This window comes from Candidatus Allofontibacter sp. (genome assembly GCF_040404065.1).
In the GTDB taxonomy this organism is placed as follows: domain Bacteria; phylum Pseudomonadota; class Alphaproteobacteria; order Pelagibacterales; family Pelagibacteraceae; genus Fontibacterium.
On sequence record NZ_JBBAJM010000001.1, the window covers coordinates 465,935 to 478,968 of the forward strand.

The 13,034-nt window shown below is 30.5% G+C and carries 11 protein-coding genes and 1 tRNA gene; 5 read left to right on the top strand and 7 right to left on the bottom strand.

The features are described 5' to 3' along the window. Positions 1-4: 4 nt before the first annotated feature. A complete protein-coding gene (locus AC8IG9_RS02510; RefSeq protein WP_507425247.1) occupies positions 5-661 on the top strand; it encodes a hypothetical protein in 657 nt (218 codons plus the stop codon). Here AC8IG9_RS02510 and carB read toward each other — a convergent pair. Together carB and carA are read right to left on the bottom strand one after the other, a co-directional pair. Further along, positions 658-3,873, bottom strand: a complete 3,216-nt coding sequence (gene carB, locus AC8IG9_RS02515) for a carbamoyl-phosphate synthase large subunit (protein ID WP_507425248.1) — start codon at positions 3,871-3,873, stop codon at positions 658-660. The genes AC8IG9_RS02510 and carB overlap by 4 nt on opposite strands. Continuing rightward, on the bottom strand, positions 3,866-5,059 hold the full coding sequence (carA, locus tag AC8IG9_RS02520) for a glutamine-hydrolyzing carbamoyl-phosphate synthase small subunit (RefSeq protein WP_507425249.1): 1,194 nt from the start codon (positions 5,057-5,059) through the stop codon (positions 3,866-3,868). The genes carB and carA overlap by 8 nt, the downstream gene beginning before the upstream one ends. A gap of 127 nt (positions 5,060-5,186) precedes the next feature. Between carA and AC8IG9_RS02525 the strand changes: the two genes are divergently transcribed. From AC8IG9_RS02525 to AC8IG9_RS02540, 4 genes are all read left to right on the top strand, one after another. After that, positions 5,187-5,645, top strand: a complete 459-nt coding sequence (locus AC8IG9_RS02525; protein ID WP_507425250.1) for a GatB/YqeY domain-containing protein — start codon at positions 5,187-5,189, stop codon at positions 5,643-5,645. Next, complete coding sequence (gene dnaG / locus AC8IG9_RS02530; protein WP_507425251.1) at positions 5,642-7,402, top strand: DNA primase; 1,761 nt, start codon at positions 5,642-5,644, stop codon at positions 7,400-7,402. The genes AC8IG9_RS02525 and dnaG overlap by 4 nt, the downstream gene beginning before the upstream one ends. A gap of 53 nt (positions 7,403-7,455) precedes the next feature. Beyond that, positions 7,456-9,336: an RNA polymerase sigma factor RpoD gene (gene rpoD / locus AC8IG9_RS02535; protein WP_507425252.1), complete on the top strand. Its 1,881-nt coding sequence runs from the start codon at positions 7,456-7,458 to the stop codon at positions 9,334-9,336. A 45-nt stretch (positions 9,337-9,381) separates the two neighbouring features. Further along, positions 9,382-9,458, top strand: a tRNA-Ile gene (locus tag AC8IG9_RS02540). A gap of 2 nt (positions 9,459-9,460) precedes the next feature. Here AC8IG9_RS02540 and AC8IG9_RS02545 read toward each other — a convergent pair. The 5 genes from AC8IG9_RS02545 to AC8IG9_RS02565 are packed head-to-tail and all read right to left on the bottom strand — an operon-like array spanning position 9,461 to position 13,029. Next, positions 9,461-10,390, bottom strand: coding sequence for a fatty acid desaturase family protein (locus tag AC8IG9_RS02545; protein ID WP_507425253.1), 930 nt, complete (start codon positions 10,388-10,390; stop codon positions 9,461-9,463). Further along, the gene (locus tag AC8IG9_RS02550; protein WP_507425254.1) at positions 10,387-10,695 is read right to left on the bottom strand and encodes an EamA family transporter; all 309 of its coding nucleotides are present in this window, start codon (positions 10,693-10,695) and stop codon (positions 10,387-10,389) included. The genes AC8IG9_RS02545 and AC8IG9_RS02550 overlap by 4 nt, the downstream gene beginning before the upstream one ends. Before the next feature lie 55 nt (positions 10,696-10,750). Next, complete coding sequence (locus tag AC8IG9_RS02555; protein WP_507425255.1) at positions 10,751-11,851, bottom strand: GNAT family N-acetyltransferase; 1,101 nt, start codon at positions 11,849-11,851, stop codon at positions 10,751-10,753. Between the two features lie 4 nt (positions 11,852-11,855). Continuing rightward, the gene (locus AC8IG9_RS02560) at positions 11,856-12,668 is read right to left on the bottom strand and encodes an alpha/beta hydrolase (protein ID WP_507425256.1); all 813 of its coding nucleotides are present in this window, start codon (positions 12,666-12,668) and stop codon (positions 11,856-11,858) included. 4 nt (positions 12,669-12,672) lie between these two features. Next, complete coding sequence (locus AC8IG9_RS02565) at positions 12,673-13,029, bottom strand: DMT family transporter (protein ID WP_507425257.1); 357 nt, start codon at positions 13,027-13,029, stop codon at positions 12,673-12,675. Positions 13,030-13,034: the final 5 nt, after the last annotated feature.

Genomic DNA, 13,034 nt, shown 5'->3' on the forward strand with positions numbered 1-13,034 from the left:
ATTAATGAGTTTTTTAAAATCTTTTCAGGTCAATTCAGTTCATTCGAGCAATCCTTTTGATCATTGGGAATTAACAGAACCATTAACTAATGAACAAATAAAAGAAATTTGCGGAGCAAAAGTTCCCGATGTTAAAATTGATTTTGATGGTACTAGAGCTATAGACGGGGGTGCCGGAACATACAGATCTGGTGATCCTACCGGGGGCAAAGCAGGAAAGATAAGAGAATTTGTTACCAAGGATAATTATAAAGACTATCCACATTTAAAAAAATTTATTGATGAATTGTGCAAGATGGAGACTGCCAAATTTGTTGGTTCAAAAATTAAAAAAGATTTGAGCAAAGCATACGTTCGAGTCGAAATTATTGCTGATAGAGTTGGTTTTTGGCTTAAGCCTCATTGTGATATTAAAGAAAAATTAATGTCCTGCCTATTGTTTGCAAATCCAGATAATTATGAATCAGAAGAACTAGGTACTGATTTTTATGATAAAGATTTAAAATTAGTAAAAACTGTTCCATATAAAAATAATTATGGATATGCTTTCACAAGTGGACCCGATACTTGGCACGGATTAGAAAAAAAAACTATTAAAAGAGATAGAAGATGTCTCCAGGTAAATTATGTAACTTTCGAGACTGATTGGAAAGTTAATTAATTTATATCTTGTAAAGCAAGAACTTCAAATTTAGAATTTTTTAAAGATTTAATAGCCTCAGTTATCGCATTTGCTCCCGCTATAGTCGTGTAGTAAGGAGTTCCACTAGTAAGAGCCGCTCTTCTAAGAGAAAAAGAATCTTTTATAGATTGTTTTCCCTGAGATGTATTTATAACTAATGATATTTTTTTTTCGTTTAGAGAATCTTCTATATGAGGTTTTCCTTCTAATACTTTATTTATTTTTTTACAATCAACTCCCGATGAATTTAAAAAATCAGAAGTTCCAGATGTTCCAAGAATATTAAATCCTAAATTTTTAAGATCTTGTGCAATTTTGAGAATATGTTTTCTATCATCTTTTTTCACAGATAAAAAAGCAATTCCAGATTTTGGAATCTTATTTCCAGTTGCAAATTGACTTTTTGCAAAGGCAAGCCCAAATGATTTATCAATTCCCATAACCTCTCCAGTGGATTTCATTTCAGGTCCTAATAATGTGTCTACATTTGGAAATTTATTAAAAGGAAATACAGCTTCTTTAACTGAATACAATTTATGATTTTTTTTGTTTAAATTTAGATCTTTTAATTTTAAGCCAGACATTACTTTTGTTGCAATTTTTGCAACAGCAACTCCAATTGTTTTAGCCACAAATGGTACGGTTCTACTAGCTCTTGGATTTACCTCTAAAACATAAACTTGCTCACCTTTTACAGCAAATTGAATATTAAGTAGGCCTAAAACCTTTAAACCAAAAGCAATTTTCTTTGTCTGATTTGATATTTCATCAATGATGTTTTGTTTAAGTGAATAAGGCGGAATGCAACACGCAGAATCTCCAGAATGAATTCCAGCTTCTTCAATGTGCTCCATGATGCCTGCAATAAAAACATCTTTACCATCACAAATGGCATCAACATCAACTTCAATCGCATCATTAATAAATTTATCTATTAATACTGGTTCTTTTCCTGAAACTTTTACGGCTTCTTTTATGTATTTTTTGAGATGATCTTCGTCATACACAATTTCCATAGCTCTACCACCTAATACATAAGAAGGTCTAATTACAACTGGGAAATTTATTTCTTTCGCAATTTGAATTGCCTCAGACTCAGATCTTGCAAGACCACTCTCTGCTTGCAGAAGAGATTCTTTAATTACAAAATTTTTAAATTTTTCTCTATCTTCAGCAAGATCAATGGATTCAAGTTGTGTTCCTAATATTGGAATTTTATTTCCATCAATAAATTTTGCAAGTTTTAAAGGAGTTTGTCCTCCAAATTGAACTATGACACCAGCAAGAGAGCCGTTGCTTTTCTCTTTATTAATAATTTCGATTACATGTTCTTCAGTTAAAGGCTCAAAATATAATCTATCACTAGTATCATAATCAGTGGATACAGTTTCAGGATTGCAATTAATCATGATGGTTTCATAATTAATTTCTTTTAATGCGTAACTTGCCTGGCAACAGCAATAATCAAACTCCACCCCTTGTCCTATTCTATTCGGGCCGCTACCTAAAATAACAACTTTCTTTTTGTTTGTCGGTTCAGATTCGCACGCACTTGAGTCACTACTTCCATAAGTAGAATACATATAAGGAGTTTTAGACTCAAATTCTCCTGCGCATGTATCAATCTTTTTATATATAGGATGAATCTTAAATTTATTTCTAGCAGCTCTAACTTCTTTGCTCTTTAAATCTAAAATTTTTGCAATTTTTTTATCTGAAAATCCTATCGATTTAATATATTGAAGTTTTTGCTTATTATTTAAAACATCTTCAGTCTTAATTTGATTTTCTACAATTACTAATTCCTGGATTTGCTCTAAGAACCACTTATCAATTTTCGTCATCTCATATATTTCATCTAGCTTTAAATCCCTTCTAAAAGCTTCAGCTACATAAAGTATTTTGTTCGGAGTTCTTTCTATGAGTTTCTTTTTTAAGTCTTGAATATTTATTTCCTCATTCATGTCAAAACCATCAAACCCAATTTCTAACGAACCTAATGCTTTTTGAACGGACTCCTTAAAGTTTCCTCCAATAGACATTACTTCACCAACAGACTTCATGGCAGTTCCTAAAATTGCTTCGGTATTTTTAAATTTTTCAAATGCAAATCTTGGAATTTTAGTTACTACATAATCAATGGTTGGTTCGAAAGATGCAGGAGTTGTGCCCGTAATTTCATTTTTTAATTCATCTAAAGTGTAACCAACTGCAAGTTTGGCAGCCACTTTTGCTATTGGAAAACCAGTTGCTTTTGAAGCTAAGGCAGAAGATCTGGAAACTCTAGGATTCATTTCAATGATAATCATTCTTCCATTTTTTGGATTAATTGCGAATTGAACGTTAGAACCTCCAGTTTCAACTCCAATTTTTCTAATGCATTTAAAAGAGGCATCTCTCATAATTTGATATTCTTTATCAGTTAGAGTTAATGCCGGAGCGACCGTAATAGAATCTCCAGTATGAATTCCCATTGGATCCACATTTTCAATTGAACAGATAATTATGCAGTTATCATTCTTGTCTCTAACGACTTCCATTTCAAACTCTTTCCATCCTAATAAAGATTCTTCAATTAGAACTTCTTTTGTCGGAGAAAGATCAAGACCGTTTGCTATAATTTTAAAAAATTCTTCTTCTGTATGAGCAATTCCACCTCCAGAACCTCCAAGAGTAAATGAAGGTCTAATAATTGCAGGAAGGCCAATTAATTTTAAACTTTTTTTTGCATCCTCCATTGATCTGCAAATTATCGATTTTGCACATTCAAGACCGATGTCGGTCATATTTTTTTTAAATTTTTCTCTATCTTCAGCATTTTCTATGGCTTCAGAATTTGCACCTATTAATTCAATATTATATTTTTTTAATATACCTTCTTTCTTTAAGGCCATCGCAGCATTAAGTGCTGTTTGGCCACCCATAGTTGGTAATATTGCATCTGGTTTTTCTTTCTTTATGATTTCTTCTATAATTTCAGTGGTGATAGGCTCAATATAAGTTTTATCCGCAACGTCTGGGTCAGTCATAATAGTTGCTGGATTTGAATTGATTAAAATAATTCTATAACCATCAGCTCTTAGAGCTTTGCACGCTTGTGTTCCTGAATAATCAAATTCACACGCTTGCCCGATTATAATTGGCCCCGCACCAATAACTAAAATTGATTTTATGTCTTTTCTTTTAGGCATTAATTTTATTTTTTTCTATTAGGTTAATAAAATCTTTAAAAAGATAATTGCTATCATGTGGTCCAGGAGAAGATTCCGGATGATACTGCACAGAAAATACAGGTTTCGTTTTCGATTTTATGCCTTCAACGGAAGTATCAAAAAGAGAAATATGAGTAACCTCGACATCATTAGGAATGCTATCTTTGGTAACTTCAAAGCCATGATTTTGACTTGTGATTTCCACTTTATTATTTATTAAATTTTTAACTGGATGATTTGCGCCTCTATGCCCCTGGTGCATTCTTTTTGTTTTCGCACCTAAACTCAAAGCTAACAATTGATGCCCCAAACATATTCCAAACACAGGGGTATTTGAGGATATTATTTCTTGAATTATTTTAACCGCGTATTTTCCAGTAACATCAGGATCCCCAGGTCCATTAGATAAAAAAACACCATCTGGTTTTAAATTTAATATTTCTTTTGAAGAAGTTATTGATGGAACCACAGTTACTTTGCATCCTAATTCAGAAAAATTTCTTAAGATGTTTGTCTTAATCCCATAATCAATCGCAACAATATTGTATTTATTATTTTTTTGAATTTCATATCCTTTAGCATTCCATAATTTGTTACCAATCCACTGATATGAAGTTTTGCATGTAACTTCTCTTGTAAGATCTATATTTTCTAAACTTGGTAATTTTTTTGTAGTTTCTAATAATTGTTTAGAATTATATTTGCCATCTTTTTCAAAAGCGATTGTTGCTTTTTTTGCACCAAATTTTCTTATTTTCAAAGTAAGTTTTCTAGTATCAACGCCGTAGATTGCCGTGATTTTATTTTTTTTTAACCACTGATCTAAATTTTCTAGAGCTCTATAATTAGAGGAATGAGATACTTCAGCACTAAATATTGCACCCTTAACCCAAGTTTTATTACCCTCTAGATCTTCATTATTTGCTCCAACATTGCCAATGTGAGGGAAAGTAAAATTGATAATCTGACCAGAGTAAGAAGGGTCAGTTAGTATTTCTTGGTAACCAGTTATTGAAGTATTAAAACATATTTCACCAGAAGAAACTCCGTGAGAACCAATTCCAAATCCATGGAACTCTTCTCCATCTTCCAGAATTAAAATAGCATTAGTATTGATAGAATCTTTTATTTTGTATTTATTTTCTAAATTAGTTTCTTTAGACAAATACAACCCATGAGTTAACAGCTTTTAAGTTATTTAAAAGTTGGCGAACACTATGAAAAAGTTAATCACCAGTCAAGTTGCTAATATTTTCTTTTTAGCAGTTGGATTATAGAGTAATTTAAAAGTTATGAATTTATTAGATAGAGTAAATGCTAAATTAAAAGAATCAGCCCTTAGGCAAGATAAAGATAAAGTTCTTACATTAAGACTTATTGTCGCCGCATTAAAAGATAAAGAGATTGAAAAGAGAGGGACAGAAGATTCGTCGATTAAAGAGGAGGATGTTATTGCCGTTCTTAATAAAATGTTAAAGCAAAGAAGGGAATCGTTTGATATTTACAAAAAAGCTTCAAGAACTGATTTGTCCGATAAAGAGCAAAAGGAAATAGAAATTATCCAAGATTTTCTTCCTAAGCAATTGGATGATAACGAAACTAAAAAAGTTTGCGAAACCGCTGTTAAAGATTCTGGCGCAACTTCAATTAAAGACATGGGTAAAGCAATGGCAATTCTTAAATCTAAATATTCAGGTAGTATAGATTTTTCTAGAGCAGGAGCGTTACTAAAAGAAATATTAAGTAAATGAAGTTTCCAAAAGAGTATTTAGAAGAAATTAAACAAAGGGTAAAAGTATCCGATGTTGTAGGTGTTTCGGTTCAATTAAAGAGAAGAGGTAGAGAATTTGTTGGTCTTTCTCCGTTTACAAAGGAAAAAACACCTTCGTTTACCATTAATGATGAAAAAGGTTTTTATCATTGCTTTAGTTCCGGAGAGCATGGAAACATTTTTGATTTTTTAGTTAAAATAGAAAAATTAAATTTCGGCGATGCAGTTAGAAAATTGGCAGCAAAAGCGGGAATGCCAGTGTTTAAATTCACCAAAGAAAGCGTTGAAGTTGAGAATAAAAGAAAAAAATACGATGAAGTATTAACGCTTGCTTTACAACAATATCAGAAGAATCTTTCTGAGAATGAAACTATTAAAAAATATACTTTTAATCGAGGCCTGACAGCAGAAATAATATCTACATTTAAAATAGGATATTCAGGAGAATATGGTTTGAATACTTCTTTGTTTGGAAATTTTAATCAAAAAGAACTTATTGATAGTGGAATTTTTTTTCTTGATGAAAAAAATAAAAAACTTATAGATCGATTCAGGAATAGATTAATGTTTCCAATTTTTGATTATAGTAATAAGATTATTGGATTTGGGGGTAGGGCTTTAAGTCAGAACTATTTAGCAAAATATATTAATTCTCCAGAGACTGATTTTTTTAAAAAAGGTTTTAATTTATATAATTTAAACAATGCAAAAAATGAAAATAAGCAGAGCAGCATAATATTTGCTGTTGAAGGATATATGGACGCCATTAGTCTTTATCAGAGTGGTTTTAAAAATGTAGTTGCAACACTCGGTACCGCCATGACGGATTCACATTTAGGTTTGTTGTGGCGCTATTTTAACGATCCAGTCGTTTGTTTTGATGGCGATAGAAGCGGACAGAATGCTGCACAAAAAATTTCTGAGAAGTTAATTGTTCATATGAAACCAAATTACTCTTTATCATTTTTAATTTTACCAAATGGTTTTGACCCAGACTCTTTTGTGAGAAAAAATGGAAAGAATAATTTTGAAGCCTTGCTGGATCAAAAAATTGATATAGGCAATTTCATTTTCGAAAATAATTTGAAAGATTTAAAGTCTCAACAACCAGAGGAACGAGCTGGTTTTGAGAAAAAGTTAATGGAGTTATGCTCTTCAATTCAAGACGTTACTGTAAAAAAATATTATATTAGTTTTTTTAAGAATAGAATTTTTGAACAATTTTCGAATAGAAAAGTTACAAATCATAAACCTCTAAACAAAACTAAAGAACTTACTAGAAAAATTACAAGATATTCATCTTTTGAACTTAAAGAATTTTCTCTTATGTATTTATTTTTAAATAATCCTCAGATCTTAAAAGAAAGAATTGAAAAGTTATCTTTAATTAATTTTAATAATAAAAATTTAGAAGAATTAAAGAAAGCTTTAATAAAAATATTTAATAACATTGAGACTTTTAACGAATTTAATTTAGCAAAACATTTGGAACAGAATAATTTTGGTCAAATTATTAAAGATATTGAAGAATTTTCCTCAGTAAAAGAAATTTCAGAGAATTTAAGCGAAGAAAAGTTTGATGGTTTTTTAATAGATTTGATAGAGCAGGTGAATAATTTGAAGCTTGAAAGTAAATTAAAAGATGCCGAAGAATCGTTATCTAAAAATATGAACGAAGCTCAATATAATGAACTTTTATCATTAAAAGATCAGATTGGTGCATCAAAAAAAGTCTAGTAATTTTACGTCGTAGTAAATATATATACCTCTTCAATAAACAGATAATTAAAGTGAAAGCAGAAAAGCTTATTTCTAAATCATTTGAGAAACTACTCGAGCGCGGCAAAGCCCGAGGTTTTATTACCCATGAAGAATTAAAAAAATCTTTAGGAAAAAGAAATAGTACTCCAGAAAGTTTAGAAAAAGCAGTTTTAAATATTTTTGATAATTTAATAACGCTTGTAAAACAAAAATCTGATTTCAAAGTTAAAACTAAAGAAGAGGCCCCAAAAGCAGAAAAGACTTCTGAAAGAAGTGATGACCCAATTAGAATGTATCTTAGAGAGATGGGTGGCGTTGAGCTTCTATCTAGAGAAGGTGAAATTGCGATCGCAAAAAGAATTGAGTCAGGCAAATATGTAATGGTTTCTGCTTTAGCAGAAAGCCCATTAATGGCTAAAAAAATATTTGAATGGAAAGATAAATTAAACGCAAATGAAATGCTTGTTCGAGATATTATTGATCTTGATAGTAATTATTTAGAGGATGAGAATTTTACTAAAGCTTTAGCTACCAAAACTGCAGAAAAAGAAGAGAAAGCAGTTAAGGAACCTAAGTCAAAAAAAGATAAAGTAGAAGATCCAGACAATAAGACAGTAGAGGCAATCGAAGAAGACAATGATGAATATAATATCTCTTTAGCTGCATTAGAGATTGAGCTTAAGCCAAAAATTTTAAAGACTTTTGAAAAACTTGCTAAAAGTTATAAAAAATTAATTGCATATCAAAAAGAAAAATTAGAAACGGTTCTTGCAAGATCAAAATTTAGTCCAAGCAAAGAAAAGAATTATAAGACAATTAAAGAAGAAATTAGCCAAGATATTTTGCAACTGCAATTAAATCCTGTAACCCAAGAAGAACTAGTTCAACTTAATTACGTTGAAAATAAGAAATTAATTAATTTTGACGGAGAGCTTTTAAGACTTTCATCTAAACATGGAATTCCTAGAGAAGAATTTATTAAATTTTATGTTGGCAATGAAATTAATCCTAATTTTGAAAGTTTCTTAGGCGAAAATAAAAAATGGCACAATTTTTTTACTAAAGAGAAAAAAGAATATGAGAATATTAAAAGTAAATTAATTCAAATTAGCAAAGACATAGGTTTACCTGTTTCAGATTTCAAAATTTTAGTTAATAAAATTAAAAAAGGTGAAAGAGAATCTCGAATTGCTAAAAAAGAGATGATTGAAGCCAATCTGAGATTAGTTATATCGATAGCTAAAAAATATACCAACAGAGGATTGCAGTTCTTAGATTTAATTCAAGAAGGAAACATCGGCCTTATGAAAGCCGTTGATAAATTTGAATATAGAAGGGGTTATAAATTTTCTACCTATGCAACTTGGTGGATTAGACAAGCCATCACAAGATCTATTGCCGACCAAGCGAGAACTATCAGAATTCCAGTGCACATGATTGAAACTATTAACAAAATTGTAAGAACTTCTAGACAGATGTTGAGTGAATTTGGAAGAGAACCAACACCAGAAGAACTTTCAAAAAAATTAGCTATGCCTTTAGATAAGGTTAGAAAAGTATTGAAAATTGCTAAAGAACCCGTGTCTTTAGAAACACCAGTAGGAGATGAGGAGGACAGTAATTTGGGAGATTTTATCGAAGATAAAAATGCATTAATCCCAGTAGATGCTGCCATTCAAAGCGGACTTAGAAATACAACAACAAAAATTTTAGCTACATTAACTCCTAGAGAAGAGAGAGTTTTAAGAATGCGTTTTGGTATTGGAATGAATACCGATCACACGTTAGAAGAAGTTGGACAGCAATTTTCGGTAACTCGTGAAAGAATAAGACAAATAGAAGCTAAAGCTTTAAGAAAGCTAAAACATCCTAGTCGATCTAGACAATTAAAAAGCTTTTTTGATAGTTAGAATTTAGTTAATAAACTATATTTTTAGTATTATAACTTTTAAAAAGGGCCTGTAGCTCAGCTGGTTAGAGCCCCCCGCTCATAACGGGGTTGTCCGGGGTTCAAATCCCTGCGGGCCCACCAAATTAATTTATCTTTTGTTTATTAGCAGGATCTAAAAAGCCAAGAGGGTGTCCGTAACCAATAACGTGAACACCTTCTTCTTTTTGTTGTTGCTGAATTTTTTTGTGAAACTCTTTCATTTTTGTCCAGTGAATTCTAGGACGGTAATGATGCTCAGCGTGATAACCATTATTAAACCAAACAAGATTATATAACCAACTATAAGAACTTACACCCCATGCAATGGGTTTGTTAGGATTGCCATTAAAATGTTCGTAATAGCCATTTAGGTAAGACAGACAATGTCCAATATAATAAAAAGGCACCAAACAAAGTGTTGCTTTCCAGTTTATGAATAAACCTGCAATTACAAAAAGTACTGAAGTAAAGATTTCAAAAACACCAAAGTTAGCAGAGCCAACATTTTTCTTTGCTATTTCTTTATAAATTTCTGGAATGTTATCTCTGAAATATCCTTTTAAACAGTAAGACCAAACATTTTCAGGTTTTGCATCTTTTCCATGTTTGTATATAGAAATCCAATCATGAGTATTTCCATCTTTATCCGGAAGGTCGCTGTTGCCCAAGTGATGTTTATTATGAGTTATTTCATAAAATGTTTGAGAGAAAACCATTGTTAGCGACAAAATTAAACTAAAAATTTTATTTAAGATTTCTGATTTAAAATAGGTGTTGTGAATAAAATTATGAGATATTCCATTAATATTCCAAGAAATGCTAATCGCATAAATTGATGCTAGTAAAATAAATAGCGGCAAAGACAAATTGTCAAAAAAGACAATAAGACCCACAAGATAAAAAAGATGAAAAATTCCAAGTATTACTGGAATAGAATCCCAATAAGTATAAGCAAAAATCCATTTAGGCTTTTCTGATTCACTAAAATTAAATTTTTGAATGTTTTCTGGAGTGTTGTTTGTAGTTTCGTTCATTGTTTTAGTTTATCATTTTTACTCAATAAATAAATACCGAATAACAAAAATAAAGTTCCCACATAATGTTGTGGAGTGATAGGTTCATCAAAAATTAGCCAACTAGCGACAAGTACTGCGACAAAAGATACGCTGGTTAGAGGAAAAGCGATGCTAATCTTGGTATTTTTAAGAACTAAAATCCAGCAAAAAAAACCAGCTATATCAAACCCAATGGATGACCAAAACCAAAGAGAATGAGACATTTCTGTGAGCCAAATAGTCCCCAAAGTTTTTTGATCAAGAGACAAAGAAGTGAGTTTCATGCATATTTGCCCCAGCGTTGTAAAAATTGGAATGCCAGCCCATAATAAAGCAGTTTTAATCATGAGAGCGCACCTTTACTTCTAGTATTGGCCTAATCCATTTAAGAATTTTATAAACCCAAGAAGTCTGATGTTTAAAATAAATATAATTAGGAAGTAATTTACTACCTAAACTAAGTTTAGTCTCGTAAGCAGCCTGTCCCGTTTGATAAATTTTAATATTATGATTAATGCAATATTTAATCTGCTCTATCCAGCTTATAAAATATAAATTATATTTTCTTCCTACCTTATCTTTTGTACAAAGAAATTTATCAATTAAAGTATTTTGGTCACTTAACGAAAGATTAAAACCAATAATTTTTCCTTCTGCAGAATATATAGAAAAGATAGCTTTATTATTCATATATTTTAAAATTCCTTTAAAAAAATCTTCAGTCAATTCCCCAAATTGCAAGTCGCTTCTATTTTTAGTTTCATAATAAAAATTCATAATATTTTTTAAATCTTCCAAATTTTTAGCTATATCAATTGTAATTAAATTTTTTTTTAATTTACGTCGTAAATTTTTTCTATTATTGTAGCTTAAGGTACTAAGGTAATCATCAAAATTTTTAAATTTGATTTCATTAATAGCAGTCGGCAAGCCATTCATTGAAGTAAAGTTTAAAGATTGCATAATATCGTGCCATAAGTAATTTTCAATTTTTGGTACATCTTTTATACCAAGTAAGAGAATTTTTTTTTGACTGGCGTATTTTTCAAAAGCATCTAAGATTATTTTTAGAAATTTTTTTTTATCCTCGTCTGAAATGCCAGGATAAAAACCTAAATAATTAATTTCAGTTTCCACAGAACCAATGCATGCAAGCTTAAGGCTTAAGAAATTTGGAAATATTTTTTTTATAGCTAATAATATTTTTTTGAATACACCTTGGACTGTGCTATCCAAGCTATAGTCAGTAGTGAAAGCGCTAGTGGCCGCTAGTATTTTCTCTTGTTCGATGACAGCAATATAAAAGAAATTAAATCCTTTGATATTGGCTTTTTCAGTCGCAAGCAAATAATCGTAATCTTCAATTGTTTTTTTAAAACAATTGTTCCAATCTATTTTGTTAAAATCCTCTATTGAATTTTTAATTACAACTACTGGCACTAATTTAATATTTATTAAAAAAATCAATTGTCATTTGTGCAACTTTACCACGTTCTTTATCTATGTGAATCATATGATAACTATCTTCTAATAAGTGAATTTCTTTAGGAGCTTTAATTTTTTTAAATATGAATTCAGAATTTCGGTAATGGCTTAAATCGTCATTTCTTGCATGTAAAAGCAATGTTGGAGCTTTAATTCTTTCATATTTTTTCTCCATTTCAGCATTTAAGGCGTACATTTCTCTTAACATTAAATATGGAAATTTTTCATAAGTGTCTTTTAGAACATCAGATCTTAAGATTATTTTACGTAAACGATCATCCTTGATTCCATATGGAAATTTTTCTTTAAAACTCATGTATCTTAAAGGAGGCAATTGTCCAAAGTAGGGAAGAATAAAAGACAAAAAAGAATATCTGGGAACATTCCAACCGTCATATCTTATTGCAGCAGAATAAATAGCAGCGCCATCAACCATTTTTCCATGATCCGCAGCAAGATTTAAACCAAGCATACCGCCAACGCAAATTCCAGCCACATAAACTTTTTTAAATTTTTTACGTAGAGCTAAAAATGTTTTATCAACTGTTGCATACCAATCTTCCCATGTTGTTTTTAATAACTCTTCTTTGCCTTTTGCGTGACCTTCAAGTAGCGGACATACAACGGTAAATCCATTTTTATGCAATGATTTTCCTAAAAATTTCATTTCCAGAGGAACGCCTGTCAGACCATGAACCAGCAAGACTACTTTATTATTTTTTCCTTTATAATAAAAACCTTTTTTAGTTATTATATTTTCCAAATCGTTCATTTAATTAATTTGTTGTTACACTTCCTATAATTGCAACTCCCAAAGTTATAAATATTGTTCCTGTCCATTGAATGAAAGTGATATGTTCTTTTAATAAAAATCTAGCAGCAATTACTGTTCCGCAATAAGCTAAGCTAGTCATGGGAAAAACTATATTTAAGGGAGCCTGTTGCAAAACAAAAATCCATGCAATAACTTCAATCGCCCATAAAAAAAAACCAAACCATATAATTGGTTCTAAAAATATTTTTAATAAAAAATTATCTTTAATTTTTGAATTGCTTCCCATTTTGAAACATATTTCTCTTCCTATTTCGCAAGTGATTACAACTAGTACAAGAAGTAGCAAAAATAAGGTCATTTTTT

What these genes read in the sequence shown, in the direction of transcription:
- AC8IG9_RS02510 (WP_507425247.1), top strand. Translation starts at nt 5, where the DNA reads ATGAGTTTTTTAAAATCTTTTCAGGTCAATTCAGTTCATTCGAGCAAT.
- carB (WP_507425248.1), bottom strand. Translation starts at nt 3,873, where the DNA reads ATGCCTAAAAGAAAAGACATAAAATCAATTTTAGTTATTGGTGCGGGG.
- AC8IG9_RS02525 (WP_507425250.1), top strand. Translation starts at nt 5,187, where the DNA reads ATGAATTTATTAGATAGAGTAAATGCTAAATTAAAAGAATCAGCCCTT.
- dnaG (WP_507425251.1), top strand. Translation starts at nt 5,642, where the DNA reads ATGAAGTTTCCAAAAGAGTATTTAGAAGAAATTAAACAAAGGGTAAAA.
- AC8IG9_RS02545 (WP_507425253.1), bottom strand. Translation starts at nt 10,390, where the DNA reads ATGAACGAAACTACAAACAACACTCCAGAAAACATTCAAAAATTTAAT.
- AC8IG9_RS02550 (WP_507425254.1), bottom strand. Translation starts at nt 10,695, where the DNA reads ATGAAACTCACTTCTTTGTCTCTTGATCAAAAAACTTTGGGGACTATT.
- AC8IG9_RS02560 (WP_507425256.1), bottom strand. Translation starts at nt 12,668, where the DNA reads ATGAACGATTTGGAAAATATAATAACTAAAAAAGGTTTTTATTATAAA.
- AC8IG9_RS02565 (WP_507425257.1), bottom strand. Translation starts at nt 13,029, where the DNA reads ATGACCTTATTTTTGCTACTTCTTGTACTAGTTGTAATCACTTGCGAA.